Raw genomic sequence first — 26,269 nt, forward strand, 5'->3', positions numbered from 1 at the left:
CTTATAGCAACACTATCATACCACAGGCATTAGCTAAATCCTAAATAAAAAGTGTAATTAATAATAAGAACCTTTAAGAGGACTAACCTTAAAAATATCTCTAAGCACAATATTTTCCCCTTCGAGTCCCCGGACCTCTGTTATCTTCGTAATTTTTCTTGATCCATCATTTAAACGTGAAAGGTGAACAATGATGTCAATGGTACCAGCAATTTGTTCCCTGATCGCATTGATAGGCATATTCATTCCATTAAGATAGGCAATAAGTTCCAAGCGATCAATCATATTACTTGGACTGCTGGAGTGCCCTGCTGCAAGAAAACCATCAAATGCTTTATTTTCTTTCAGAAGTATGTCACGTCCATCCTTATCTCGAATATCTCCAATAATTCTTCTTTCCTCTTTTGGAATGAAAGTGGAAAGTGCATTGACAAGGGTTGTTTTACCTGCCCCTGTCCCACCGCTTACTAGAATATTTAATCTAGCTTTCACACATGTACAGAGGAAGAGAGCCATTTCTTTTGACAGGGTCTCGTTACGAATTAGATCCTGCAGTTCTAATGGTTTCCATGAATTCCTTTTAATAGCCAGCCTTGCTGACTTGTATAATTTGTGTTCTACATCTTGTCCCTGAGTCGTCTGTTGGATTTGTTTTAATAGCCCCATAGATTCCACCCGCCTTGTTTTTGTTTTTGAAAACCAATTTGCTCACAAAACATAAAGAAAATATGAACGGTTAGGCAGGGTTCAATAAAACTAAAATAAAAATAACCCCGCCTTTACCGAAAGGGGGGTTAACAAATGTAATACAACAATGTACATAAAAATACTATGTATTGGATTGCTGCAGCATACGAAAAACACCCGGTTCTTTCGGTAACTGGCTGGCGTAGCGCAAATGCGCCTTAGCCCCTTTAGCTTTGCGTCACTGATTTTCATCAGTTTTGCCTTTATCGAGAATCAGTGTTTAGTTTCCGACTGACCTCTTAAACTAATAATAAGCCCTTTTGCCTTTATCTTATATCCTACTAATATACCATTTATACAAAAACTATAGGGATATATGCCTATTTTCGTTTTTTTCCCAACATCGTTTTACTCACTTTTACTTTTATTGGGCGAATGAATCACATTACACCAACCCATACATACCATATTAGGAGAAAAAAGGTAAAAAGGGTGTTGTTTATGCCAGCCATTGTAGGAGTTGCTCAAGTCATTTCACTTGGCACAAGTTCAGTTTTTCATATTGGAGATGTCTATAAAATCATGCCATTTTCATCAGCAAAAACTTTTTCCGGAGCTGGGTCCTTTAATACGGGGGAAAGTTTAAATGTCCATAATAATAATTTAAGTAATACGAATACCAATGATTCAGATGGTATTGATCAAGGAATCTTCCTTAATGCGTAAGGAAAGGTTGATTTTTCAATGAATTTTTATATCCAGCAGTCCATTCAAATTAATTTTATTAAGATTAGCAGTATTACTAATTCTTCCGTTCTGCAAATTGGCAGTGCTGGAATCATCAAACCTGCCTCTTATCTATATAATACAGGTGGTTTTACAGGCCCTGCACCAACAGCTGGGGGCACGCAAACAACAAGCGGGCAATCTAATTTTGCGGTACCTTTGTCTGGTGCTGGACGAGAAGAAGATTCAAGGTGAGGTGATGGTATGTATCAGGATTATTCACAACTTCTTCAGTGGGTCCAAATTACTTTACAAACACAAGAAAATAGAATAGCAATTCTGGAACAGACCATTCAAAAACTTCAGGAAGAAATGAAGCAATTAAAGGATAAGCCTAGTATTAGAGTGGATAAAATTGAATACAAATTCGATCAATTAAAGGTTGAAAGTCTTGATGGAACATTAAACATTGGACTAAACCCCTCAGATTTGGCAAATATTGAAGATTTTGCTGTAGATAATCAATCCTTAAATACTCCCATTCATCCTAAAGCACAAATGCAGAGGTCTATGAGAATAGAAGAGTCAGTTTATCAGTATTTAGAAACAGAACTTCCAGCACTATTTAAGGAAACTCAGAATCAATTAAATATTCGGTTAGATGATTCCTATTTAGATTTTATTAAACAAGATATCATGAAGCAGCTTCCAGCTAGGATTGATTACCATATCAAAAATACCAGAGAACATGAAGGCGAACAAAATACCGAAGATAGTATTATTCAATTAATCAAACAGGAAATTAAAAAAGGGATTTTAATATTTATTAATCACTTACCAGATAACGTGAAAGGAATGAATACACACAATGAACTTTGAAGTATATAATCGTGACCTCCATGTAGATACTATTCGAATTATGGGGGTAGCAAGTTCCTCACTCATAATGGTTGGAGACACTCAAACCATTCAATTGGCTTCAACTTTTGATACTCCAGCAGAATCACTGATAATGGGGCCGTTTGTGCCATTATTTTAAGGGGGCCTGTCAAATGCTCCAGAGAACATCTGTCGTAAACTCCATTAAAGTGAATTCGGCTTCCTTCGCCTCTACCATACAACTGGGTGATTCTTGTATGGTTAATGGATTTTCACGAGCCTTAGCTGTTCAGCGGGAAGCTGATGTGTTTTTTGGAAAAGAAGGGAACTTTTCAAAATATCCTATTTTTTCGGAACCAATTCCTTTATTGCCAATAACTGAAGAATTGTCACATTCTACCCATAATACCCTTCCACTTATAAAGGTTAATAATATTTCCATCATCGCCATGTCTTCGGCGACAATCCTTCATGTTGGAAATAGTGAAAACGTCTCATTAGAAGCAAGGGTTAAACATATCAGGCAGTTGTTCGATAAGGAAGATGAACAATAGAGAGCATTAAAGAATATGATATGTAGGAATACTTAAGTGAAGGATGTTTTTATGCCAGCGATAATTGGTCCAGTTCAAATTGTGAATGTAAGTGGTGGTGTTGTTCATTTCGGTGATACCGTCTATATCTCTCCAAAAAGTGCCTCTAAGACAAATGCAGGTTCAGGCGGCTTTAATACGGGGGGAATTATCTTTACAGCAAACGGAATCAGCGGTACAAATGTATTAGATGCGAATGTACTCGACCAGCCAATTGGCGGGAATAACTAATAAAAGACATAAACCAAAGTCGGTTTATGTCTTTTATTAGTTATAGATATAAAATATGTGCGCCGTCAAAGAAGAATAAATATCTTTCATTGACCTTCCTCTTCCAAATTTGCTCTAACGCTTTCGTATATAAATTGATTTGTAATCGGTAGCGTTCTTCAAGGATAGGTCTAGCTTGTTCAAATCCATCTTTGAACCGATCATAAATTCCATCTGATTTAAAGTCGATAAGGACAAGTCCATGTTCATCCTCAAAAACACAGTCAATAATCCCCTGAATAAAAACAGATTCATCCTCACCTGTCCAAGTTGGATATACCTCTGAGGCAGGTAATGAAAGGGTAAAGGGTATTTCACGATTTACCGCTTTAGCATTCGTGATCCTTTTACCTAAATCGGAATCAAAGAATTTCACAATAAGCTGAGTATCAATAACCTCTGCCTGTTCAACAGACAGCAGTTCATTGTTAACCATAGATTCTACTTGTGCGTCAATATTTTCAACTGTAATCGGTTTTTTCAAATCAACATGCTGCATGACCATATGCAGTGCTGTTCCTCTCTCTGCAGGACTTAAGGACTTTTCCTGCATAAACTTAGGTCGTTTCGTGATTGACTTTTTAAACTTACTTAACAATTCTGTTCCACTATGCTCATCAGACATTTCCCTTTGCCGCTTCATTTCCGAAACTGATTGCTTTGAGCGATGTGTAGAGGCATTGCTAAAGGAATATTCCCATGTTAAGCGAGACTTAATTTCATCACTAAAGGGTGATGTTATCGGTATTAGTTTACTTTGCTCAACCTGCTCAAGAAGGGATTCCTCTTCTGTGGTCTGAATAATCTCCTGATTATTGATCTCATCAGCATTAATTAAAGTGATTTTCCATGACGAAGGGTGACTGGTAATCTCTTCGGGAACAAGCATATTATCAAACTTTCTTATTTCATTACTGTCTTGGTGTCGAATAAGCGCCGGCCCAACCCAATCCATATAACAGCCTGCACCTGCTCTTTCAAAATCCTTGAGCAGCCATTCAGTATTCGCTGAGACATCATTCCACTGTTCTATTTTTTTACCGGCATCCTTTATGGTTCCAGTCAGATAAAGCTTTTCTTTTGCCCTCGTCAAGGCTACATAAAGAACCCGCATTTCTTCTGCGAGCATTTCCATTTTCTTTTTCCGTTTAAAAGCAATTTGAGGTAAAGAGGGATAGGAAATTCGTTTTTCCACATTTACATATTTAGCAGCAAAACCGTACTCTTTATCGAGCATATAGGCTTTTCGGATATCAGTCATATTAAAGTTTCGCGACATCCCTGCAATAAATACAACTGGAAATTCAAGTCCTTTACTGCTGTGAATAGTCATAACCCGAATAACATCTTCCTGCTCACCTAGTGCTCTAGCTGCACCTAGATCGTCTCCTCTTTCAATCATTCTCTCCACAAATCGTAAGAAACGGAATAAGCCTCTAAAAGAGGTTTGCTCATATTGTCTAGCTCTATCGTACAAGGCACGTAAGTTAGCCTGCCGCTGTTTACCGCCTGGCAAACCGCCAACAAAGTCATAAAACTGTGTATCCCTGTATAGCTGCCAAATTAGTTCAGAAAGTGATCCTTGGCGGGCCATGGAACGCCATTCAACCAAATAATCATAAAAACGCCGGACCTTTTCGTATAAAAGCTCTGTTTTTTCTGTTGGGCTGCTCATACAGAACTTTTTAACTGCCTCCCAAAAAGTACCTTTGTTATGCAAACGTATTTGTGCCAGCTCCTCTTCGTTCAGCCCAACGATGGGCGACCGCAGGACAGAGGCCAATGGAATATCTTGAACTGGGTTATCAATCACCCTTAACAACGACATCATGACAGCCACCTCTGTTGCTTCAAAATAGCCAGAAGAAAGGTTCGCATAAATAGGAATTCCTTGTTGTTTGAACTCTTCCATAATCTGAGGTGCCCAGGTCATAGATCGGAGCAGGATAACCATATCCCGATACCTGATGGGACGGTTAGACTCTGTCTTAGGATTATAAACCTTTGTCTCATTCGTTATTAATTCTTTAATCTTTGAAGCCATTACTCTTGCTTCTAACTGGGATTTTTCTAAATCCACCTCATCAAATTCAAGAGGTCCTATTTCCGTTTCTGAATCAGCAGCGTCTGCAGGCACTTCTTTACGATCATTATTTTGATCAATGAGTAATAGCTCGATTGGAAATGATTCATCTTCAGGATAGGGTGCACCCGGCCGCAGTTCAGCAGCTTCATCATATTCAATTTCCCCTACCTTCAGACCCATAATCTGTTTAAATAAATAGTTTGTACCTTCTAATACTTCCTTCCGGCTTCTAAAATTTCGTGCAAGATCAATACGTAATCCTGTACCCTGAGCGTCCGGCCTGAAACGGTTATATTTTCCCAAGAATAAATTCGGCTCGGCTAAACGAAAACGATAGATGGATTGTTTTACGTCACCGACCATGAATAGATTACCATTGATCTCATCTTCTTTTGCAACGAGCCGTAAGATGGTTTCCTGTACCATGTTGACATCTTGATACTCGTCCACAAATACTTCATTAAAATGATGGCGATAGGCTAATGCAGCTTCTGATGGCAGAAACACTCCATCTGAACGAATTTCCCCTGTTAATATGGCCAGACAATAATGCTCTAAATCTGCATAATCCACCAAACCCTTTTCTCGCTTCGCTTTCTCAAAGTGCGCAGAAAAAGCAGTGACCAAATGGACAAGCGTTTCAATTAGTGGCCTCATTTCGTCCATATCACGTAAGAAGCCCTCTGGTTTTCTTAGAAAAAGTTCTTCTTTGATATCTTGAATCTTCTTTTTAGCTTTATCACGAAGTTTTTGAGCCTTTTCAGTCAACTCTTTATCGAAATGGTCCCCCTTTACTTGTTTTGCTCTAGTGAAGGACCATGTTTGCATAGCATTATAAAGAGCTGACCACGAGTCACGGTTTGCCTCGATTAGAGTATTAATAACATTTATGTCATCCATAAAATTTTCCGCTCTTGGTGCAGGACCACCCGGAAGCCTGGTCACTTCCAATCCGCGCTCTATCATTTCCTTAGCTCCTTCAAGTTGGAGCTCAATATCAAATAGCAGTGCTTGAATAAAGGGTAATTCTTCTATATTTGTTACTGCATTTACATCATACATATCAATCATTGACTGTAAATACTGACTAGGCATTGGGTTCGATCGTGCAAAATCATAAATATCCCGGACAATATCCATTAAGGCGCTGTCGCTTCGGTCGCTGGTAAAGGAATCTACTAAACGAAAGAATGGCTCATTATCCTTTTTTCCATACTCCTCTTCAAACAGGTCGTCCATTACTTCATCTCTCATTAATTGTGCCTCTGTATCATCAGCGATCCGAAAGCCAGGATCAATATCAATGAGGTAATAGTATTTACGGATAACCTCCATACAAAAGGAGTGAAGGGTCGAGATAGATGCCTTATTTAATAAGCTAAGCTGTTTTCGTAAATGCCTTGAACCTGGGTCATTATTTATCGCCTTTTCCAATGCTTCTCCGATTCGATGACGCATTTCAGCTGCAGATGCGTTCGTAAACGTTACGACTAATAACTCATCCACATCAATAGGGTCTTGTTCGGAAAGAATTTTTTGGATAATTCGTTCAACCAAGACAGCTGTTTTACCAGAACCGGCTGCCGCAGCAACAAGGATGTCTTTATTTTTTTCCATAATGGCTTTCCATTGGTCTTCCGTCCAACTTGCCCCGGCGGGTTTAGGCGGTATTACATATTTATTCATTTTCGCCGACCTCCTTTCTCATTAACTCAAAGATTGTTTCTTTAGGCTGTGGCGTTAGAATTCTATAATGATTTTCAATGGACTCGTCAAATTGACAAACAGATTTGTACGAACAAAATGTACAAGGCGTTTTATCTTTTAATTTAAAAGGGGCGATTTCAACCTGGCCGTCCACTATAGCCTCCCCTGTAGTTTGGTAGAGCTTGCGGACATAACTCCTAAGGTCATCAAATTCATTTAGGCTCGCTACTTTTGATTTCTTCGTCAGATTCCCATCTTTTTTAATACCGGCCGAAATAATCTGCGAATCGCCTGATTCAAGGGTTTGGTCCATCAGCTTCAGGACATTTTGGTCACCCAGCATTAAACCGTTCATCTTGAATTTTTTCATGATTTCCTTTTCTATTTCATCAATGGTCAATAATTTAGTTGTACTTATTAACGGGTTATGAACATGGAAATAAAGGACTCCTGCAGGACTTGCCTTCATTTCTACCAATTCATCAGAATGTGTAATGACGATATCTAAGTAGGTTAACATTTGCAGTGCTAGTCCATAATATACTTCGTTAAGATTAACATCCTTTTCACTCGATTTATAATCGATCACACGCAAAAAAGTACTATCATTTTCACCTTTTGCTTGATCCACTCTGTCAATCCGGCCTGCTAATTCCATCCGTTTTCCATTTTTTAATGAAAACGTTAATGGGGGAAGCTTGCCATTCCGTCCAAAGCTTAGTTCTAACCCAATTGGAGAGAATCCACTTACTTTTGCATGCTCACTTAATACTTGAGAGGCTCTAGTAATAATTTGTTCTAACTTTCGCTTTATATAATGATGCCGCTCAGAGCTTAATAGAATTTCATTTTGCAGCTTTGGAGCTAAAGCAGTAACTGCTTCCCTGGCTAGTTCTTCACATTGCCTCTTTGTAAGTGAATCCCAGCTAAGTTTTTGCTCATTGACAAAATCAGATATATACTTTAAGGCTGCATGAAACAGCTCACCTATGTCAGGAGCTTCCAACCGAAAGACTTGCCGTTCGCGGAGCTTTAGTCCGTGCTGTGCAAAATGAGAAAAGGCACAGCCATTATATAATTCCATTCTTGAAACACTTGCTTGTATCGTATCACCATACAATTCATCCGCCGTTTCCTTTGAAAGCTGTATGGTCTGGTTGGTATAAAAGAGAGAAGAGAATACCTTCTCTGCCCTGCCTTTCCACTCACCTGATATATAAAAGTTATATACATCCCACCATAGGTCAGAAAGAGGATAATTCCGCTTTTTCAATTGAAGCTGTGAGGTTAGGTAAGACAAAGTTGTTTGGTAATTGGTAACAAAGTCCAACTGTTCCTCTTCTATTAATTCCGCAGAATCTAAACCATAAAAATGCTCTTCTAAACCCGGATACATATCTTTCAATCTCTTGATATACGAAGAAGGTATTAATGCTTTTCCTTCATCATTTGCTAGCGGATAGCTGACATATAGAGCGTCTGTTGGGGTAGTTAGTGCTTTATAAGCAATAAAATTCTCATCTAATAATCGTGTTCGACTGCTTGGTGCCACGGTTAAATTTTGAGCTATTAAGCTCTCACGTTCTTCATCAGATAATATCCCATCATCCGAAATCTTAGCTGGTAATACACCTTCATTCACACCTGCGACAAAGGCTGCCTTTATATCTGTCAATCTAGATTTTTCTAAATCTCCGATAATAACCTGGTCCAGCGCTGGAGGAATTAGTGAAAAATAGAGAGATTCAAATCCCGCCTCTAATATAGCTGAGAATGACTTTAAGGAAACCTCCTCATCCCCTAATATTTCAACATACTGGTCTAAAAGGTCGATACATGCATTCCACACCTGTTCATGCTCACGCATTTTAACAAGATTTCCTTTTTCTTCAGCCTCTATTTTTAAATTTTCTAATTTAGAAGGAATATCTAATTCCTCTAAATATAAATAGATTGCTTCACAAAGTTTTCGACCGGAATCAGCTTTTTTAAGCCTCCTGGACAAACGCAGAATCGGTGCTGACACCATAAGCTTTAATTCATTTAATTGCTGTTCTATTTCTTTTTCAGCATCTGTTTGCCCATTTGTTTCCATTTCAAGACCTTTGAAGCGCCGATACGTCCATCGCTCTTTTTTCGTCCATTTGCTCCCTTTTATTCCGTAAGCAAGGACATAGTTTTCTAACCTATCCATCTGCTCCCGCATTTTATCTGGATTTTCCTGCTGCGGGAATATCAATTCTGTTTTTATTACTCTGAAAACAGGATCATATCGCCAAAATGATTGGATTACTTCTAGTGTAGATCGGATTAGTTCAATTAATGGATGATTCAGCATAGTTCTCTTCTGATCAATAAAATAAGGAATCTGATAATCTGAGAAAACTGGCTCTACAATTTCATGATAATCACTGCCATTTCTTATCAATAGTGCTAAGTCTTTATAGCGATAATTCCCGGTCCTAACCAGCTGAATAATTTTTCGCGCTATCCCTTCTATCTCTGCTCTGCGATTAACAGCTTGACCAATATGGACCTCTGTTTGTCCAAAGTAAGAGGGTGCTGGTCTCGTATCAAAATTACTCTCTAAATGACTTAGAGATGGATTACTCCATTTTTGTTGATGTGATAAAAAGATAGGATTTTCAATTTCAATTCCTTCAGATTTTGCCATTTCATAAATAATGAAACCAGCCTCAGTCGATAACCGAAATAAATCTAATTCGTCAGGTGGTACAGTAAAGGAGTCTAAATCAGTCGTCATGGTAATGGTCACTCTTGGACAGTGTTTCATTAATTCTTTCAAGACTCGTAATTCCTGTGGTGTAAAGCTATAAAAACCATCAATATAAATCTCGGCATTTTTCAAGTAGGTTGATTCAGAAATTTTTTCTGACAGCAAATGAAAATAGTCTTCGGAATCGATATATTTCCCAAAGACCTCATCTTCAAATTGTCTATAAATAATTTCTAAATCACTTAATTTATTTTTCAACGCTCTCGATGCATTCCCGTTTTCCATTTCAGCCTCTTGAATGAGTTCATCAGGAGTAATGCAATAACGTTTAAATTCAGTAATCATTTGTTCTACTTGCTGAACAAAACCATTTTTGTCAGCTGCGCGCCCAAACAATGTTAATTGATCTTTTTTCTCTTCAATTATTTTTCGAATAAGCATACTAATTCCAACACTGCTTAGATGATAACGGCCTATACCGCCGGTTTCCTGCAAAATTCTCCAAGCTAATCGAGAAAAACTGTACACTTGCGCACGAATCATACCACCAAGTATTGGATTGGTTGCCAAACGATACTCTGCCTGAAACGTCATCTGTTCTGGAACTATATAAATAATCGGTGCTCCTTCTGGATTCTCAAGCAGCCTGTCTTGTATTTCGTTCATACACAATTGACTTTTACCGCTGCCCGACCTTCCGGTTACCATTCTTAAAGACATGTATCTTCCTCGCTTTCCGATTACCCTTCTATCATTTAATACACTCATTTTATCATAAAATGAGCACAAACGTTTGGAACACCTTATAAAGATTAACACCAATAATGGTAAATTTTTTTAACAAAAAAAGAGACGATATCATCATCGTACTCTCAGGTTTCTCAAACTGCTATTATTAAAATTGAACATCTACTTCATTTAGCGGCCAGTACCGGAGATCAACTTTTCCAACTACCTGGCTGACAGAGATAAATCCAAAATGCCTGCTGTCCCAGCTGCCTAAGCGATTATCTCCTAGAACAAATAGTTTTCCTTCTGGTACGGTACTTTCTCCTGTAATTTCCTTTAAACTAAAATCGCCTGTCAGTTTGATACCTGGGATGTCTTGCTTATAAACAGATAAAAATGGTTCCTTGTACTTTTGTCCATTAATAAATAATTGATCGTCTCTAAATTCAATTTTATCTCCTGGAAGGCCAATAACACGTTTTACAAAATCCTCTTTCTCATTTGCATGGAAGACAATAACATCAAAACGGCTAAGATCACTAATTTGATACCCTAGTTTATTCACTACTAATTTGTTTCCGTCCTGGAGAGTAGGCATCATAGACTCACCCTCAACGACATAGTTAGAAAAGAAAAATGTTCGTATAAAAGCAAAAATGATAATTCCAATAGCAAAGGCTTTAATCCATTCAATCCCCTCTTTTTTCCATTCAATATTCATTTTTAGCTCCTCCGTTTCTTCAATTCTTTTCCTCTATTTATCTCCTCATTATGGTCATTTTCCATGCGCTTATTCAATCTTACTTCAATTCTTTTTCCAACATACCAAAGAATAAAAATTACGATAAAAACAATTGCCGTACGGTATGGCTGCGTAATTAATGATTGAAGATCATAACCAACAAAACTCATGGTGAATATCATTACCATTTTGCCGATTGCCACGGCGAGCATGTATTGGTAAATACTGATCTTTGAAAAAGCCGCTACTACATTAACCACAACTGAAGGTGTGAATGGAAAACAAAGCAGCAAGAATAGTGGTCCAAAACCATGCCGGTCAACCCAATCCATTAACTTTTGAACCTTTGGGTGTTTTGAGAGAAAAGAAAAAATTCTTTTTTGTCCATACCTCCTTATAAGCAAAAATAGTAATAATGCCCCTAAGCATGACCCCATCCAAGAATATAAAAATCCCAGCCATAGCCCAAAAGCACTTGCATTAGCCATTACAAATATTACTAATGGTAAAAATGGTAAAAATGCTTCAATCATGGGCAGCACGATACCAGGTAACGGTCCAAAAGACCGATATTCTTGTATTAAATCCATTATATTTTCAAGTGTGAACCATGCCTTAATCGCTTCAAAGTCCATACGCATGCTCCTTATTTAATGCTTTGTGCTGTTTTTTTTATTATTGAGTTAAGAATTGATGAAAGGCCTCAGTGTTCATCTCTAAATCTAAATCCAAAACTGCACCTTCTCCTTTTATTTTTGCATCTGTATATCCATTTTCTATAGGAATTCTAAAGGTCAAAATATCTCCCCTATCCTTTGCAAAGAAATCCTTTGCCATAAACAACATATCTCCAGTATCCATGTTGGTGTTGACATATGGTGTGACTACTCCAATTAATTTGGGCAGCTTCGGTATCGTTTGAATGCCTGAAAGCTGATCACTTATCGCCTGAAGCGCCTGCTGCTGTCGTTGAACCCGGCCAAAGTCTCCTATTGCATCGTGTCTAAACCGAACAAAGCTAAGCATTTCTTTACCATCTAATCTTTGCAGTCCAGGCTCAAGTGGAACCTCTATATATTCTTCCATTCTCTTCTCAACATTAATTTCAACACCATTAGGAAAAGCTTCATCAATCAATTGTTCAAAACCTTCAAAGTCAACAATCGCATAATACTGTAAATCAATATCAAAGTTTTCCTTGATGGTTTTTCTCATGAGCTCAGGCCCGCCCCGCATAAAGGCGGAATTGATTTTATGCTTGCCTTCACCAGGGATACTCACATAAATATCCCTCATAATAGAAGTTAATTTATAGGTTCCTTTGTCTTCATTATAATGAGCAATCATGATTGTATCAGCTCGGGATACCTCCTCACCCTCTCTTGCGTCACTTCCTAATAAAAGGATATTGGTGGCCCCATATTGATCCTTTTTACCTTCAAAAGTGTATACTTCTTCATTCACATTATTTTCTGCACTTCCATTATTAATTTGCTCTAAGGATTGGCTGACTCCTTGTTTATACTGATAATAAGAATATCCTGCTGTTGCGCCAACTACTAACAGCAGAGCTAAAAATATCGATTTTGTTTTTCTTTTTTTCTTTTTTTTATGTTTTTCATATCTCATACTTTACTCACCCATCTATGTAAAATTTTGAGGACTATCAATCGTTAAATTAATTTAATATGTCTATACTATAATTCATTCTCCCCGAGAAAATATCCTTCTATCAAAAACTTTCTCATACATGTACCAAATTTTGCAAATAAAATAAACGCAAGCTTTTAAGCATTGCGTTTTCGATTAGATTTTTGTATGATGAAGTAGAACGTTTGTTCCTATAATAAGAAAGGAGCCGATGGTGTATGACCAGAATTCCAGAGGATGATCGTAATATAATGGAAAAAGCCATTTATTTACCGATGGTATTAATTGTCTTAAATCGTGATTTAACGGTTGTGGAAAAGAGTCCATTTAAATTAAAAAAACCCTATTTAGAACTCATTGAAGAAACGATGAAAAGCATCCAAACAGAATTAGCAGAAGTAAAACGGTATATGAAGAAGAATAACCTGAAAGTAATTGAAACGAAACGGGACGATGCTTTTACTATGTATATGTTCTTATATAAAGGCTATGAAGAAGCTCATAATTACTTTAATCCAAGAATACGCAATAAAGTTCAAGAACTAATGGAGTTTTATTTCCAAAAACGGCACCTGTCCCCTTAGGTTGTTAACGTTTATCCTTTATTCTCTTTTTCCCATATTGGTAGGATTCTTCTGACGCTTCTAAGGCCTTCGGCCGTTGTAATAAGTAAAATGATTTTCGTTCATTGTATTCAATCCTTTGCATTAACTTCGCTCTTAAATGAGAGGTTCTCTCCCATTGAGAAATAATCGAACTGCACGAAACAGGAAGTTCAAATGACTGATTATTATTAAATATCATCAAAGTTTCTTGGGGATTAATTGAAACCGGCTTTTTTACATGTTCATGTGAAATCCAAATACACTCTTGACGGTTAGGTGAAGTGGTTGGGAAGAAAAAAATACGGTTTGTGGGATCAATTGCAATTGGAATCTTATGTGCATAACCGACTAACTGTTTTGTACCATTCCTGCGGCCTTCATAATCACATCCATAATATTCACAACTATTTTTTATAATATCAAGCGGTTTAAAGGGGGATAGGAATTTATCTTCTACCTCAAAAATCTCCGAATAAATTTTACTGCCATACACGATGGGTTTAATGAACATCGTAAATGGGTTTACCTCATATTCTTCAATTTGCTTCAGCTTCAATATTTTTCAACTCCATTAGCAATTTTATCCATCATATCACGAATGATTTACAGTTCATTTATTTTTCTGAATTGTTACGTATTTTGTCACAAAGTTATTAACAAAAATATAAGTCGGAAAATTATAAATATTCATTGATATTATTTAAAAAAATCCATATAATATTAAAAAGCATCAGAGGTGATTTTGATGAATGAGAAATCATACACGGAATTAATGAAACTTGGTGCCATGAAACGTCAACGGAAAGAGAATTTTGTTCAGGATTTATACATTGATATGCTCTTATCAGAAATTCAATTGGGTATTGAAAAAGAAAAACTGCTTAAAAAAATTGATTGTGCGATTGACCATCGGGATAAAAAAGACTTTTACCATTTATCTAAACAACTTATCGAAATAAACAAACGGTTCGGAACGTAGTGTACCATCAAAAAGGAATGGGAAATGGAGATAGACTCCATTTCCCATTCCTTTTTTAGTTATTTATTCTTCATTTTCACTTCATATTCCTCCAGCATAGCAATGCGTTCAAGCATAGATGGGTGACTGTAACGGAAAATCTTCACTAATAATGGCGGATTGACTTGACTAAGACCTGAGCGGGATAATTCTTGGAAAGAAGTAATAGCAGCATCAGGGTTCCCAGTCATATTTATGGCATATCTATCCGCCCTTGTTTCTTCATAACGAGAAATTAGATTTGAAAACGGACTGACGGTAAACATTAACATCGAAAGAATCATAAAAAATAATGGTAATGATCGAATATCCCTTACATCTGGGATTTTTAGTTCTTTTCCAAAACGTAAAACTGCCCAATTCATTATTCGATACGTTAGGTATAAACCAAACAGGGATAGTAGTAAATACAAGGCAATACCAATATAAATATGCTTTTCAACATAATGACAAATTTCATGTGCCATGATAAATAAAATTTGGTCATCCGATAATTTATTTAGAGTTGTGTCCCATAATACGATTCTTGCATTTGAACCAATGCCTGTTACATACGCATTTAATGAATTCGTCTCTGCGGACATATTCACTTCAAAGACATGTTCTGCTGGAATCTGAGCCTTGTCTGCTAACGCTAAGATCTTGGTTTCCAATTCTTTATTTTTCAAAGGATAGAAGTCATTATACAAAGGGTCAATGACAATTGGCTGTAAAAACATCATGAACAATGTAAAAGGTATCGATAATGCCCAAGCATAGAGCCACCAGCGTTTAACACTTTTTTGCATCAGCCAATATAATACCGGAACAATGATCATTAACGTTCCATAGTTAATCCAGAAATCAATTAACTCTTCCTTCATCCATGATGCAAAGGTCTGGGTTGAGATGTTATAGGTTTTTGACAAGGAATAACTAATATAGCTAAGAGGCAATGTGGCCGCAAAGGAGAAAAATGAAAGCCAAATCAGATAGATAGCAGTTTGAAGCAATTTGTACTTAGATGAACTCTCTGCCCATTTTTTAAATGCCTTTGAAAAGCCAAATAATAAAATAAAAAAATAGAAAAGCCATTCAAATGGTGTTGAAAGGAAAAACAATAAATTTCTTATCTTTGAATACTCTTCACTTAGCATTAACTCTCTGCCATTTAAAAAAGTTGCAGGATCTGCTTTTGTTCCTTGATATTCAAAAGGCAGGCTTGTGTCTGCGAAGTGAAATAAATACCAGTAGAAAAATAACCCATACAATACATAGGCCAAAACCGCATAGAATCCCATTTTTCTAACCATGTAGTGTGTTGTCCCTCCTTTTGTACAACCTCTCTATACATAGTTTAGTTTTAAAGTTAATATTTAGAACAAAAAAAAGCCGGACTTACCGACTTAAAGAAAATAAGAATATACAGCAAGGAATGTGATGGACCCTAAAACCACAATAATGACATTTGCCCCTAAGAAAGCTGCAGCAAAGGCGGCAGCGGCTCCTGCAATTCCATACCAGATATCACCCTTTTGAAGTAAAAGGATCGCTGGGAAAATTAATGCTCCCAAAGTTGCATATGGGACGTTTTTTAATACTCCTTGAATAAAGGGCGGAAGCTCCTTACCTTTAAATAATACAAACGGCAGCATTCTAGGTATATATGTAACTAAACCCATTCCAATAATCATCCAAACGATTTCACTTTTCATTATTAACACCCCAATGCTTTGCCTTCATCATTTCAATCAGCTCCATCAAAACAGCAGACAGGATAGTCGAAACAACAATAGACCAGCCTTGTGCCATAATGCCGCCAAGTGTAAAGACCGAATTAAAAATCGCAGCAAGAGCAGCTAGAAATAACACTTTAACACTTTTTTTCAAAGACGGCACTAAGAGACCAACAAACATTGCATAAAGGGCTATTCCCATACTTTCTTGTAAGGTTTGAGGAAGACTTGCCCCAATCAAATGACCAATCCCCGTAAAAACAACCCAGCTTAAGTATGCCAGCAAATTTACACCAAACATGAATCCAGTTGACGCTGTCCCCTCTTTGGTTGCCGCGACAGAAAAGGTTTCATCGGTAATCCCAAACGAATAAAGCATTTTATTGCTGAGTGTGTCATCCTCGCATTTCTCATTTAAAGTTGTCGACATTAAAAAATGGCGAATATTTACGATAAAAGTTGTTAAAACAATTTCAACTATCCCCGTTCCATAGGCGAGCAAGCTAAGTGATATATACTGTGAGGCTCCTGCAAAGACTATCATACTCATTAACACAGCTTCATAGATAGATAGTCCAGTTGTTTTAGCGAGGAGACCAAACGTCAATGCAATGGGAAAATAACCAATTCCAATACTAACCCCTGCCTGCAGTCCCTTTTTAAACTCAGATGATTCCTTTCCTATTGCAAACTCCGACAAATTTATCCCTCCCAAAAAAGCGTAAGGTGCCTGACTGAAGCTAGACATCTTTCATGCTTGGATCAAAATAATATTTTATCAAATTTTCGCAAAAGAATGAAATAAAAAAACACGGCAGAATGCCATGTTATTTTCCTTTGAATATAGGTTTTCTTTTTTCTGCGAAGGCTTGCAGTGCTTCTATCCTATCTTCCGTTGGAAGGGTCACTTCATATGCTTTTCTTTCAATTTGAAGGCCAGTGTTCAAATCAGCATTCATTCCGTTTTTAATGGCGAATTTGGCCTGTTGTAACGCAATTGGTCCATTGTTGAGCATTTGCGAGGCAAAGGCTAGACTCTCGGATAGCAGATCAATCCGACTAACCACTTTTGTCACTACCCCATATGTGAGAGCTTCGTTTGCAGTAAAACGGCGTGCGGTAAGAATTAATTCCAACGCTTTAGCCTGTCCTATTAGTCTAGGCAGCCGCTGAGTCCCGCCGGCACCAGGAATAATGGCAAGCCCCGTTTCAGTTAATCCCATCACAGCCTCTTCTGCTGCAATTCGAATATCGCAAGCAAGTGCCAACTCCATTCCCCCTCCAAAGGCAAAACCATTCATTGCTGCAATCGTAGGCTGAGGAAGTTGGTCGATTGCGTTAAAGACCTCATTTATTTTGTGTAGATTACGTTTTACTTGCTCATCTGTAAGATCTTTTCGCTCCTTTAAGTCTGCGCCAACACTAAAAGCTTTTTCTCCGGAGCCGATAAAGATAACTGTTCGGATGTCACGATTGATTCGAATTTCCTCAACTTTATCCTGTAATTCTATAAGCGTTTGATAATTGAAGGCATTAAGAGCTTCAGCACGATTAATCGTAACAATAGCTACATGGCTTTGAACCTCAAGTAAAATCTGATCCATTGCTTTTCTCTCCTTTCTTTTTTCTAAACAAAGGCAGGCTGACTGCCTGCCCTTATAAAGTATATGAACTGCTGCAATGCTTTTAGACAGTCTGAGTTATCTGCGTTTTTAATGCTCTTCGCAGAATTTTTCCTGTTGTATTTTTCGGTAATTCTTCTAAGAATTCAATCGAAGAAGGAACCTTGTACTTGGCTAAATGTTCTTTGCAATACTCTAGTAATTGCTCTTCAGTTGTATCCGGACTTTTGCTGACAACAAAGCATTTCACTGATTCACCAAGATTCGAATCTGGTACACCAAGCACTGCCGCTTCTACTATATCCGGGTGGTTATAGAGCACTTCTTCAACCTCACGAGGATATACATTATATCCGCCAACAATAATCAAATCTTTCTTTCTATCAACTATATAAAAATAACCATCTTCATCCATTCTAGCCAAGTCCCCAGTATATAACCAGCCATCACGAATGGCTGCAGCTGTTTCCTCTGGCATTTTGTAATAGCCTTTCATGACATTCGGTCCAGAAACAATTAATTCACCAACTGCCCCAACTGGCTGTTCTTCTGCTAATTCATTTACTATTTTGTTTTCAACATGGAGAATGGATGTCCCAATGGAACCAGCCTTACGCGGGCGGTCCAGTGGGTTGAAACAGGTTACAGGTGAAGCCTCTGACAAACCATAACCCTCAGAAATTCGAACATTAAATTTCTTTTCAAAATTATTAAGCAGTGCTACCGGTAAAGATGCTCCACCAGAAATACATAATCTTAACGTGTTAAAATCCTCTGGGTTCCCTTCTGGATATTGATATAAGAAATTGTACATCGTTGGAACACCTGCAAAAACAGTGGCTTCAAACTCTTTTGCCAGTTCAAAAATATCCTTCGGACTAAACCTTGGAGCAATCAACAAAGTGGCTCCACTCAATAATGGTGCGTTTAAAGCTACCGTTAAGCAAAATACATGAAACATAGGCAGGGTCGTAATAACACGGTCTTGATCATTCATCTTTAAATAATCACCCACATCACTGGCATTGCTGTATAGATTCTTGTGGGTTAACATGGCACCTTTTGGTTTCCCTGTGGTCCCGGAAGTATAAAGGATAATCGCGGTGTCATCATCCTGCAGCTCTGGCCCATTAAAAGTAAGGTTACCTGAGGCAACTACCTCTGTAAACGATTTCATTTTAGGGTAAAGTGAGAGTGATTCAATATTATGCTGTAAAATACCATCTTTACTAGTTTCACAGAATACAAAATTTTCTACCTTAGGCAAGAAAGTATGTACTTTTTCAGCTAATGGAATGGCCATATCTAGTGCGACTACCAGTTTCACATCGCCATTATTTAATATATACCCAATCTCATCTGCTGTATAAATAGGGTTAACAGGAATCACCGTTGCCCCTAACCGTAATGCCCCGTATAATCCAATAACAAAATGTGGTGAGTTACCTAGTAATAATGCAATATGGTCCCCTTGTTTAACTCCTAACTTTTCTAAACCAGATGCAAACTTAGTAATCGCTCCATCCAATTCTGCATATGTAGTTCCTTGGCCCATAAAATAATAAGCAATTTTATTCGCTGATTTTTTTGCAGTTTCGTGAAGCTTAGATGATAAATTCATAATATGCCTCCCTTTGTGAATGAATGTTCATTCACCTAATAATAAAAATTTTCTAAATATATTATATTTAAAGAAATTTAAGTATACAAGCCTAAAGTTCCAAAAAGATACAAATTTCTACTTCCGCTTCTATCCATAACAAAATACAGTAATATATCATATTTTATCAGTATGTAATATGGAAGGGGGATTTTGCATGACCTTAATAGGCATGCTTCATCATAGAAAGGATCCTAATACCGTTATTAAGTCCTATGCCTATGCGGCTGTCGCCATGGCCGAAGGTGCTGATTTCATTTATTTCACCCCGAAGAGTGTGAATTTTGATAACCAGACCATTGAAGGATATGAGTATAGAAATGGAGCTTGGCAGGAAAAGATTACACCTTTCCCAGATGTTATCTATAATACAGGCAGTCCGGAGAAACTCGATGTTTCAAAGGAAATTATTAGTCAACTAAAGGAAAGCATTCCCTTTACCACCGTCTCGTTAGGGAATAAATGGACGATTAATGAACGGCTAAAAAAAGGGAAGGAATTTTCTAAGTACTTAATTCCAGCAGAGATTCTAAATGATTGGAGTAACCTATCTGAATACCTGAACTTGTATAAGGATGTTGTCGTGAAACCGATGGATGGGAGGAAAGGACAAGGAATTTATTTTATAAGGACAACCGAAAAAGGTTTTGTTGTCAATAAAGATTATAAGGATAAAGTCTATACAAAAAAGGAATTGAAGGAGTTATTGAAGTTTTTACTTCAAGAAAACACTTATATTGTACAGCCATATGTGAGGAGTAAGACTAAATCTGGTGTTATCTTTGACTTCCGCCTGCACGCTCAGAAAAATGGAGAAGGCAAATGGGTTATTACTACTATTTACCCCCGAATCGCGGCAGAGGGTACGATCATAACCAATATCAATAATGGTGGTTATACAAATTATTTATTACCGTTTCTACTCCAAGAGTTCGATGAAGAGGAAGCCTATAATATTAAAAAAACACTAGAATACTTTACACTTTCACTCGCCAAACACCTTGATCAACTACAGATGCTTGAATACTCTGAAGTCATCGATGAGATAGGAATTGATGTTGGCTTAGATGAAAACCAAAAATTATGGATTTATGAGGTAAACTGGCGCCCAGGCTGCCCCCCTGCTTTTTACTTAGAACTCGATGTTGTCAAAAATACCATTCAATATGCGATATATCTTGCCAAAAACCACGAAAAGTTAAAACAGGAAATTCGCCAATTTAAGAGAAATGACCTGGAAAAAAGGAGGATTCCAATTATTGCTGTTACGGGGAGTGCCGGAAAAACCACGACCAAATCCTTTATTTCGTCCATTCTTAAAACAAGATTGAACACATTCGAATCGAAGGATTACTGGAACAGAACGGATCATACTCGAATACATGCAGGTCTAATTAATACTAAACATCAAGCTGTTGTTTTAGAGTATGGAATGGGGTTCCCTGGGGTTATAACTGAACATTGCCGTATTATCCAGCCCAATATGAGTATCATTACAAATGTCGGTACAGCACATATAGGTAACTTCGGTGGAGACATTAAAAGAATAGCTAAAGCAAAATCAGAGATAATTCACGGAACAAAGAAAAACGGAATTTTGTTTATTAACAGAGATGACGAAAATTCAAAATTACTCGAAATTGATGAGTTTAAAGGTAAAATAATCAGTATAGGAATTAAAAAATCGGCAGATTATCGCGCCTATGATGTCGCCTATGCTGATAGTGGAATGAAGTTTAAGGTAAAGCTTCATAACAAAGAGTGGTCGTTTTTTATTCCTATTTATGGGGAGCACCATGTATATAATGCTCTAAATGCGATTGCCGTTGCAGATTACTTAGGCTTTTCACCACAGGAAATAAAGTCCGGTTTACACTTTAAAAAGCCGCCTCAGCGTTTAACCGAATATCACTTAAACTACGGAATCACCCTAATCGATGATACTGTCCATTCAACACCTCAGGGTGTCATAGCCGCCATAGATGTCTTAAAAAATATTAGCCCTTACAGAAAAATAGCAGTGTTAGGACGGATGATTGGGCTTGGACAACGTCATACCATCGAGGAATACCAAAAAATTGGAAAATATCTAGTTAACCAGGGAGTAGATATTATCATTACCCTTGGAGCTGATGCCAACAGAATCGGGCAGAAGGCTATCAGTACAGGGCTATCTCCTGAAAATTTCAGACATTTCATGGATGAAGAAGAGATGCACGAATACCTTCTAAACATTTTGCAAGAAGATGATACGATTCTTGTAAAAGGGGCTAGTATAATGAATATGTTTAACACGGTTCAATTCCTCATTTCAGCCATTGGTGTCAAAGAAGAAATTGTTAGATAGATACAAAAGATCCCCATATTGACGAGTATGGGGATCTTTTTTACTCTTCTCTCACGTGGAATGTTATTTCGCTGGCTGCTTGCTTGGCAATGCTTTGTGCTTCTTCGAGCGTTTCTCCTCTTGCAATAACGTACGCATATCGATGCCCCATTGACAATGGAGGTGTAACGTAGGTTCCACTCTTCGGTTTAACATATACCTCCACTACACCGGGGGTTGCCATCGCCCTTTTCTTTCCTGTTACTTTTTCTAAGATCCCCTTACTTTCAAGGATAATGTACTGTGTGTAAACGAAATAGTTTGAGCTTTTTTCTAAAATTGGATCCTCTCCTGCCAACATTCTTAGCGTTTCTTCTACTAAGCTATAACCAAATGCGGCTTCAATCATCCTGTTCATAGCTCCACCCGAAATCCTCGGGTTGATTTCAATCAATTTCCAACCGTCCATAGCCAATCTTATTTCTAAATGGAAAGTTCCATTCTGTAATTCTAACATGGATACAATCGTTTCGATTACATCCAGTAAACTCTCTTCTATATTTGATGGAACTTCTGCTAATACCCCATATCCCGTAACGATAAACCGTCTTCCTTTTGTGATTTCTTGCTTAATAATCGCACCAATTTGTACTCTCCAGCTGGTAACTAGGACCTCAACTAAATATTGATCACCAACGACATACTCTTCAATGATAATAGTTTCACTTGGATTTTTGGTTCGTAACTTCCGTACATTTTTTTCTAATTCCTTCATACTTTCTGCAAACAGAACATCCTTTGATCCTGTAGAGGAAGCACATTTCACTACCGCTGGAAACCTAAAATGATTTTCTTCGGAATCAAGCGGCAGCTTTACATCTTTTGTAACTAACTCAAATTTTGGTGTAAAAGGTTGTGAAGCAAAAAATGTCCGTGTTTTTTCTTTATCTTCCATAATACCAATAGCTTCTGTGGATAAATAGTTCTTACAATACTCATCCGCTAATAATGATGCAATTTGTACATAGTTTGCTACAAAGCTAGTTATGGTTACAATCTCATTACCACGTTGCTGCAATAAATGTATTTGTTTTTTTATTTCCTCTATTTGACTAATATCCACTAAAGTGAGTTGATGAACATCTATATATTCACTTCTTTGCTGAATTTGTTTCTCTTTATCTGTCAAAACAACCGTATAATATCCTAATTCATTTGCCGCTTTAACGGCCTCTCTGCTTGACCCTGATTTATTTAATCCGATAAAAATGATCGTCTTCATTCTTCTCACTCCTATTTCCCACGACAATGATGAATGCCCTATATGTTATGAAAAACAATAAATTTTGTATAGACATTTTCAATATTTCACGAAATTTCATCTGATTGTATCCTTTGGATTCATAGTTAAAAGACCAATCTCAAGAGTAATAAAAATCATACACTAACAAGTGAACGTACTTTTAGGTTAGGAAGTGAATGAAAATTCATGAAGGCTTTTTCCATTTTCGAAATCCGACAAATTATTAATGGTGAATTAATTGAAGGCTCTGATGAACTTATAGTGGACTATATACCACATTATAAAAAAATTCGAAAAAATAAGAGAAACGTCCTTATTTTTATAAGAAATAAAGCTGACTTAGATCTGAATTATATTAAAACAAGACTTCCTTGTGCTATCGTAATCGACTTTGATACAAATGGACTTAAGTCAGTACAGGAATTAACCATTATAAAAGTAGTAAATGTAAACACTGCATTTTGGAAATTTGTCCAATACTACCGAGGACTATTTACGATTCCTGTAGTAGCTGTAACAGGTACATGCGGGAAGACAACAACAAAGGAAATGATTACCCATCTCCTCAGCGCAGAGAAAAAAGTCCAATCAACTTTCAGGAGTGCAAACTCCAGGCTTGCCCATTTACACTATCTCCTTGGAATTGATGAGCATACTGAAGCTGCAGTAATAGAAACTGCCGTAGGGAAGCCAGGTGACATTCGCTATGCATCTAAATTTTTTAAACCAACAATCGGAATTATTACAAACATTGGGGCATGTCATTTAAATTCCTGCAAAACCATCGAGGCTTATGTAGCAGCTAAAGCGGAAATGGTATCTGTTATAGGGGATAGCGGTGTTTTAATCTTAAATGCAGACGATGATAAGACGAATACCATCACTTTAGATCATTTTAAAGGGGAGAAGATTCTTTACTTTGGAATCAAGAACCATGCTGACTTTCAGGCAGCAGACATTCAATACGGAAAGGGGGGCATGAATTTTATTCTCAAACAAAAAAACATTAGCATACCTGTATTTATTCCAGGTTACGGAGAACATCAAGTGGCAAATGCCCTGGCTGCCTTAGCTGCAGTAAATGAGGTAGGCATGGACCTTCGCCAAGCGGCAAATCATTTACGTACTTTCAAGAATCTCGGAAGGCATTTAGAAATAGCCACAGGATATAACGGTGCTACTATTATTGATGACACTTGGAATTTTAATACTACTTCGTTAGAGGCTGGCATGCAGGTTTTAAACTATGTAGCCGGCGGAAAACACAGAATTGCTCTATTTACTGATATGGCTGCACTTGGCGATTATAGCCTTCAACTTCACAAGGAAGCAGGTGAAATTGTAAGTAAACATGGAGTAGATACCATCATCACGATTGGAAATCGTGCAAAGAATATGGCGAACTACACCCGTGAGTTAGGATTAAGGTGTCATATTTACTCATTTTTTGATTACGATGAAGTCTACACACTACTGGAAAATATCTTAGATGAAAACGCAGCAATATTAATTAAGAGTTTTGGTAATAACTCAAATATGATTAAACTTGCCGCAGATTTCAAGTCATCATAAAATCCTAATTCTGGTAAACAGGTAATATATTTCCTCGGTTTCTCCCCTATTTTCTATGTTAAGATGGTTTTGTTCCTACGCAGGAGACCATTTTTAGAAAGCGAGGAGAAAACATATATGAAAAAGAAATTAATCACCACGTCAGTAGCCCTTATGATTACATTTAGCGGGATGAGTATTCCAGCTATGAATATAACGACAAATCATGCGGCCGCTGCAACGACAGCGATCCCTAACCCGTACAACAATCAAGCAGCGGTTGATGCAAAAGCCAACGCCCTTATCGCAACCGCAAAAAACTTAATTGGTAAAGCTTCGTATGGCCATAACATTAAAAAGACATATCCTTATCAATTTGCCTGCGCTTCATTTATCAATTTTGTTTTTGAACAAAATGGTGTGGATTTAGCTACCTCAAGAGAAGAGCATATGATGGCACAAGGATATGAAGTTCCAAGAGACCAGCTGCAAAAAGGGGATCTTGTATTTTTTGACTCTAATCCAACAAACACTGATCCTGCCGACCATGTAGGACTATATATTGGCGATAATAAGATTATTCATATGGCAAATGCTGAATTAGATGTAACCATCTCTGATTTAAATAGTACTTCTTACTATAGAAACAATTATGTAACAGCAAAAAGAGTACTTCCCAACCTTTTATCAGCAAACCCTGCAACAAAAGGCGACCAAATTGTATCAGGATATTTTGCTTTAAAGGATAAAGTAAAAATTAGCTCTACAACCAACATTGCAGCAACATCAACCTATACAAATGCTGGATTGATTCATCAAATTTATAAACAAGCAGGTATGAATTTAGGTACTAAAAATATTCGTGAACAAATGAAATTAGGCCAACCCGTTTCGAAGGCTAACCTTAAAAAAGGGGATCTTGTTTTCTTTAATAACACGGCAGGTTCAAGTACACCAGCATTAGTTGGTATTTATGCAGGAGATCACCGATTACTATTAGCCTCTACCGCCTATGGTACTGTTACTAGAGTCATGTTAATGGATTATTATCAGCAGCATTATATTACGGCTAGACGTGTAATACAATAAAGATATAAGAATCTATTCGTTAAATAATTCAGAGGAGCATTTTGATATGCTCCTCTTTTTTTATGATTTACCCAATTTTTTTTCAACGGGAGTTAAACTTCCCCCTTTTGCTGTCGCTGTAAACCCATTCTTTAAGTAGTGATTCAGAGAATATCGTGTACACTTTGCCCTTATTAAGTCCCTATTTAGGGTTACCACATACTTGTCCCTTTCTTCAAATAAACGAGTGTATATTCCTTTTTTTCTAAATTCTTTTTTGACAAAGTCAGTATTATAATAAATGTATGCCCTCCTTAAAACACAGGAAACCACACCAACTACTTCATCTCCTAGCTTTGCCCCAAACCAAACTGTATTTTCAGTATTTCTTACTCTCAATCTTCCTTCAATAACATAGGGGACAATAGGAGCAATTTCTTCAAAAGACATCCGAGAAACGATGAGTTCATCCACCAACATCAACTCCAATAAGGGATTTTCAAAATATATAAACTCAGCAATGGCACAGTTTAATATTCGTTTATTCATATATTATGAATGTCTTTGTGTTGTGTTTGTGTTAAGCAGCACATTA

General features: G+C 37.2%; 25 protein-coding genes and 1 riboswitch. Of the genes, 11 read left to right on the forward strand and 14 right to left on the reverse strand.

Features of this window, described 5'->3' with window-relative positions; genetic code table 11:
• Nucleotides 1-57: 57 nt before the first annotated feature.
• Nucleotides 58-666, reverse strand: a complete 609-nt coding sequence (locus H0184_RS03090; RefSeq protein ID WP_221820745.1) for an ATPase, T2SS/T4P/T4SS family — start codon at nucleotides 664-666, stop codon at nucleotides 58-60.
• Between the two features lie 206 nt (nucleotides 667-872).
• Nucleotides 873-959: riboswitch (cyclic di-GMP riboswitch) on the reverse strand.
• A 229-nt stretch (nucleotides 960-1,188) separates the two neighbouring features.
• Here H0184_RS03090 and H0184_RS03095 point away from each other — a divergent pair.
• Genes H0184_RS03095 through H0184_RS03120 form a run of 6 tightly spaced genes read left to right on the forward strand, consistent with a single transcriptional unit; the run spans nucleotide 1,189 to nucleotide 3,116 of the window.
• Complete coding sequence (locus tag H0184_RS03095) at nucleotides 1,189-1,413, forward strand: spore germination protein (protein WP_221820746.1); 225 nt, start codon at nucleotides 1,189-1,191, stop codon at nucleotides 1,411-1,413.
• Between the two features lie 18 nt (nucleotides 1,414-1,431).
• A complete protein-coding gene (locus H0184_RS03100) occupies nucleotides 1,432-1,668 on the forward strand; it encodes a spore germination protein GerPB (protein WP_221820748.1) in 237 nt (78 codons plus the stop codon).
• A 9-nt stretch (nucleotides 1,669-1,677) separates the two neighbouring features.
• Nucleotides 1,678-2,292, forward strand: coding sequence for a spore germination protein GerPC (gene gerPC, locus H0184_RS03105; RefSeq protein WP_221820750.1), 615 nt, complete (start codon nucleotides 1,678-1,680; stop codon nucleotides 2,290-2,292).
• Nucleotides 2,282-2,452 carry a spore gernimation protein GerPD gene (locus tag H0184_RS03110; RefSeq protein WP_221820752.1) on the forward strand — a complete coding sequence of 57 codons (171 nt, stop codon included), beginning with the start codon at nucleotides 2,282-2,284 and terminating at the stop codon, nucleotides 2,450-2,452. Before gerPC ends, H0184_RS03110 begins: the two co-directional genes overlap by 11 nt.
• A gap of 13 nt (nucleotides 2,453-2,465) precedes the next feature.
• Nucleotides 2,466-2,846, forward strand: a complete 381-nt coding sequence (locus tag H0184_RS03115) for a spore germination protein GerPE (RefSeq protein ID WP_221820755.1) — start codon at nucleotides 2,466-2,468, stop codon at nucleotides 2,844-2,846.
• 51 nt (nucleotides 2,847-2,897) lie between these two features.
• Nucleotides 2,898-3,116 carry a spore germination protein gene (locus H0184_RS03120; protein ID WP_221820757.1) on the forward strand — a complete coding sequence of 73 codons (219 nt, stop codon included), beginning with the start codon at nucleotides 2,898-2,900 and terminating at the stop codon, nucleotides 3,114-3,116.
• A 40-nt stretch (nucleotides 3,117-3,156) separates the two neighbouring features.
• On the opposite strand, the gene addA is transcribed toward H0184_RS03120, so the two are convergent.
• The 5 genes from addA to H0184_RS03145 form a co-directional block, all read right to left on the reverse strand.
• Nucleotides 3,157-6,927: a helicase-exonuclease AddAB subunit AddA gene (addA, locus tag H0184_RS03125; RefSeq protein WP_221820759.1), complete on the reverse strand. Its 3,771-nt coding sequence runs from the start codon at nucleotides 6,925-6,927 to the stop codon at nucleotides 3,157-3,159.
• The gene (addB, locus tag H0184_RS03130; protein ID WP_221820761.1) at nucleotides 6,920-10,405 is read right to left on the reverse strand and encodes a helicase-exonuclease AddAB subunit AddB; all 3,486 of its coding nucleotides are present in this window, start codon (nucleotides 10,403-10,405) and stop codon (nucleotides 6,920-6,922) included. The genes addA and addB overlap by 8 nt, the downstream gene beginning before the upstream one ends.
• Before the next feature lie 175 nt (nucleotides 10,406-10,580).
• Nucleotides 10,581-11,135, reverse strand: a complete 555-nt coding sequence (lepB, locus tag H0184_RS03135; protein WP_221820763.1) for a signal peptidase I — start codon at nucleotides 11,133-11,135, stop codon at nucleotides 10,581-10,583.
• A 2-nt stretch (nucleotides 11,136-11,137) separates the two neighbouring features.
• On the reverse strand, nucleotides 11,138-11,791 hold the full coding sequence (locus H0184_RS03140) for a TVP38/TMEM64 family protein (RefSeq protein ID WP_221820765.1): 654 nt from the start codon (nucleotides 11,789-11,791) through the stop codon (nucleotides 11,138-11,140).
• A gap of 40 nt (nucleotides 11,792-11,831) precedes the next feature.
• Nucleotides 11,832-12,785, reverse strand: coding sequence for an LCP family protein (locus H0184_RS03145; protein ID WP_221820767.1), 954 nt, complete (start codon nucleotides 12,783-12,785; stop codon nucleotides 11,832-11,834).
• A 239-nt stretch (nucleotides 12,786-13,024) separates the two neighbouring features.
• On the opposite strand from H0184_RS03145, the gene H0184_RS03150 reads away from it, so the two are divergent.
• Complete coding sequence (locus H0184_RS03150; protein ID WP_221820768.1) at nucleotides 13,025-13,390, forward strand: hypothetical protein; 366 nt, start codon at nucleotides 13,025-13,027, stop codon at nucleotides 13,388-13,390.
• A 4-nt stretch (nucleotides 13,391-13,394) separates the two neighbouring features.
• Here the strand turns inward: H0184_RS03150 and H0184_RS03155 are convergent, their stop codons facing one another.
• Nucleotides 13,395-13,967, reverse strand: a complete 573-nt coding sequence (locus tag H0184_RS03155) for a competence protein ComK (RefSeq protein ID WP_260631386.1) — start codon at nucleotides 13,965-13,967, stop codon at nucleotides 13,395-13,397.
• A 189-nt stretch (nucleotides 13,968-14,156) separates the two neighbouring features.
• On the opposite strand from H0184_RS03155, the gene H0184_RS03160 reads away from it, so the two are divergent.
• On the forward strand, nucleotides 14,157-14,390 hold the full coding sequence (locus tag H0184_RS03160; protein ID WP_221820770.1) for an IDEAL domain-containing protein: 234 nt from the start codon (nucleotides 14,157-14,159) through the stop codon (nucleotides 14,388-14,390).
• 59 nt (nucleotides 14,391-14,449) lie between these two features.
• Here H0184_RS03160 and H0184_RS03165 read toward each other — a convergent pair whose 3' ends face one another.
• The 5 genes from H0184_RS03165 to H0184_RS03185 all read right to left on the reverse strand — a co-directional run bounded on the left by H0184_RS03165 (nucleotide 14,450) and on the right by H0184_RS03185 (nucleotide 19,387).
• Nucleotides 14,450-15,721, reverse strand: coding sequence for a M48 family metallopeptidase (locus H0184_RS03165; protein WP_221820772.1), 1,272 nt, complete (start codon nucleotides 15,719-15,721; stop codon nucleotides 14,450-14,452).
• A gap of 93 nt (nucleotides 15,722-15,814) precedes the next feature.
• Nucleotides 15,815-16,123: an AzlD domain-containing protein gene (locus tag H0184_RS03170; RefSeq protein WP_221820774.1), complete on the reverse strand. Its 309-nt coding sequence runs from the start codon at nucleotides 16,121-16,123 to the stop codon at nucleotides 15,815-15,817.
• Nucleotides 16,113-16,844: an AzlC family ABC transporter permease gene (locus H0184_RS03175; RefSeq protein ID WP_221820776.1), complete on the reverse strand. Its 732-nt coding sequence runs from the start codon at nucleotides 16,842-16,844 to the stop codon at nucleotides 16,113-16,115. The genes H0184_RS03170 and H0184_RS03175 overlap by 11 nt, the downstream gene beginning before the upstream one ends.
• A gap of 127 nt (nucleotides 16,845-16,971) precedes the next feature.
• Complete coding sequence (locus H0184_RS03180) at nucleotides 16,972-17,748, reverse strand: enoyl-CoA hydratase-related protein (protein WP_221820778.1); 777 nt, start codon at nucleotides 17,746-17,748, stop codon at nucleotides 16,972-16,974.
• 82 nt (nucleotides 17,749-17,830) lie between these two features.
• The gene (locus tag H0184_RS03185) at nucleotides 17,831-19,387 is read right to left on the reverse strand and encodes a fatty acid--CoA ligase family protein (RefSeq protein ID WP_221820779.1); all 1,557 of its coding nucleotides are present in this window, start codon (nucleotides 19,385-19,387) and stop codon (nucleotides 17,831-17,833) included.
• Nucleotides 19,388-19,583: 196 nt separating this feature from the next.
• Here H0184_RS03185 and H0184_RS03190 point away from each other — a divergent pair, with 196 nt between their 5' ends.
• Nucleotides 19,584-21,773: a YheC/YheD family protein gene (locus H0184_RS03190; protein ID WP_221820781.1), complete on the forward strand. Its 2,190-nt coding sequence runs from the start codon at nucleotides 19,584-19,586 to the stop codon at nucleotides 21,771-21,773.
• A gap of 40 nt (nucleotides 21,774-21,813) precedes the next feature.
• Here H0184_RS03190 and H0184_RS03195 read toward each other — a convergent pair whose 3' ends face one another.
• Nucleotides 21,814-23,034, reverse strand: a complete 1,221-nt coding sequence (locus H0184_RS03195) for an ATP-grasp domain-containing protein (RefSeq protein ID WP_260631387.1) — start codon at nucleotides 23,032-23,034, stop codon at nucleotides 21,814-21,816.
• Between the two features lie 207 nt (nucleotides 23,035-23,241).
• Between H0184_RS03195 and H0184_RS03200 the strand changes: the two genes are divergently transcribed.
• Together H0184_RS03200 and H0184_RS03205 are read left to right on the forward strand one after the other, a co-directional pair.
• Nucleotides 23,242-24,627, forward strand: a complete 1,386-nt coding sequence (locus H0184_RS03200) for a Mur ligase family protein (protein ID WP_221820785.1) — start codon at nucleotides 23,242-23,244, stop codon at nucleotides 24,625-24,627.
• A gap of 117 nt (nucleotides 24,628-24,744) precedes the next feature.
• Nucleotides 24,745-25,695: a C40 family peptidase gene (locus tag H0184_RS03205; protein WP_221820787.1), complete on the forward strand. Its 951-nt coding sequence runs from the start codon at nucleotides 24,745-24,747 to the stop codon at nucleotides 25,693-25,695.
• Between the two features lie 60 nt (nucleotides 25,696-25,755).
• On the opposite strand, the gene H0184_RS03210 is transcribed toward H0184_RS03205, so the two are convergent.
• The gene (locus H0184_RS03210) at nucleotides 25,756-26,148 is read right to left on the reverse strand and encodes a GNAT family N-acetyltransferase (RefSeq protein WP_221820789.1); all 393 of its coding nucleotides are present in this window, start codon (nucleotides 26,146-26,148) and stop codon (nucleotides 25,756-25,758) included.
• Nucleotides 26,149-26,269: the final 121 nt, after the last annotated feature.

Origin of the sequence: Neobacillus niacini (genome assembly GCF_019749295.1) — a bacterium.
Lineage (GTDB): Bacteria > Bacillota > Bacilli > Bacillales > Cytobacillaceae > Neobacillus > Neobacillus niacini_D.

Coding starts and splice junctions, on each gene's coding strand:
- H0184_RS03120 (WP_221820757.1), top strand. CDS start 2,898: ATGCCAGCGATAATTGGTCCAGTTCAAATTGTGAATGTAAGTGGTGGT.
- addA (WP_221820759.1), bottom strand. CDS start 6,927: ATGAATAAATATGTAATACCGCCTAAACCCGCCGGGGCAAGTTGGACG.
- H0184_RS03100 (WP_221820748.1), top strand. CDS start 1,432: ATGAATTTTTATATCCAGCAGTCCATTCAAATTAATTTTATTAAGATT.
- H0184_RS03170 (WP_221820774.1), bottom strand. CDS start 16,123: ATGAAAAGTGAAATCGTTTGGATGATTATTGGAATGGGTTTAGTTACA.
- H0184_RS03195 (WP_260631387.1), bottom strand. CDS start 23,034: ATGAAGACGATCATTTTTATCGGATTAAATAAATCAGGGTCAAGCAGA.
- H0184_RS03205 (WP_221820787.1), top strand. CDS start 24,745: ATGAAAAAGAAATTAATCACCACGTCAGTAGCCCTTATGATTACATTT.
- H0184_RS03090 (WP_221820745.1), bottom strand. CDS start 666: ATGGGGCTATTAAAACAAATCCAACAGACGACTCAGGGACAAGATGTA.
- H0184_RS03180 (WP_221820778.1), bottom strand. CDS start 17,748: ATGGATCAGATTTTACTTGAGGTTCAAAGCCATGTAGCTATTGTTACG.
- H0184_RS03185 (WP_221820779.1), bottom strand. CDS start 19,387: ATGAATTTATCATCTAAGCTTCACGAAACTGCAAAAAAATCAGCGAAT.
- lepB (WP_221820763.1), bottom strand. CDS start 11,135: ATGAATATTGAATGGAAAAAAGAGGGGATTGAATGGATTAAAGCCTTT.
- H0184_RS03140 (WP_221820765.1), bottom strand. CDS start 11,791: ATGGACTTTGAAGCGATTAAGGCATGGTTCACACTTGAAAATATAATG.
- H0184_RS03160 (WP_221820770.1), top strand. CDS start 14,157: ATGAATGAGAAATCATACACGGAATTAATGAAACTTGGTGCCATGAAA.
- H0184_RS03110 (WP_221820752.1), top strand. CDS start 2,282: ATGAACTTTGAAGTATATAATCGTGACCTCCATGTAGATACTATTCGA.
- H0184_RS03145 (WP_221820767.1), bottom strand. CDS start 12,785: ATGAGATATGAAAAACATAAAAAAAAGAAAAAAAGAAAAACAAAATCG.
- H0184_RS03115 (WP_221820755.1), top strand. CDS start 2,466: ATGCTCCAGAGAACATCTGTCGTAAACTCCATTAAAGTGAATTCGGCT.
- H0184_RS03200 (WP_221820785.1), top strand. CDS start 23,242: ATGAAGGCTTTTTCCATTTTCGAAATCCGACAAATTATTAATGGTGAA.
- H0184_RS03190 (WP_221820781.1), top strand. CDS start 19,584: ATGACCTTAATAGGCATGCTTCATCATAGAAAGGATCCTAATACCGTT.
- gerPC (WP_221820750.1), top strand. CDS start 1,678: ATGTATCAGGATTATTCACAACTTCTTCAGTGGGTCCAAATTACTTTA.
- H0184_RS03150 (WP_221820768.1), top strand. CDS start 13,025: ATGACCAGAATTCCAGAGGATGATCGTAATATAATGGAAAAAGCCATT.
- H0184_RS03095 (WP_221820746.1), top strand. CDS start 1,189: ATGCCAGCCATTGTAGGAGTTGCTCAAGTCATTTCACTTGGCACAAGT.
- H0184_RS03165 (WP_221820772.1), bottom strand. CDS start 15,721: ATGGTTAGAAAAATGGGATTCTATGCGGTTTTGGCCTATGTATTGTAT.
- addB (WP_221820761.1), bottom strand. CDS start 10,405: ATGTCTTTAAGAATGGTAACCGGAAGGTCGGGCAGCGGTAAAAGTCAA.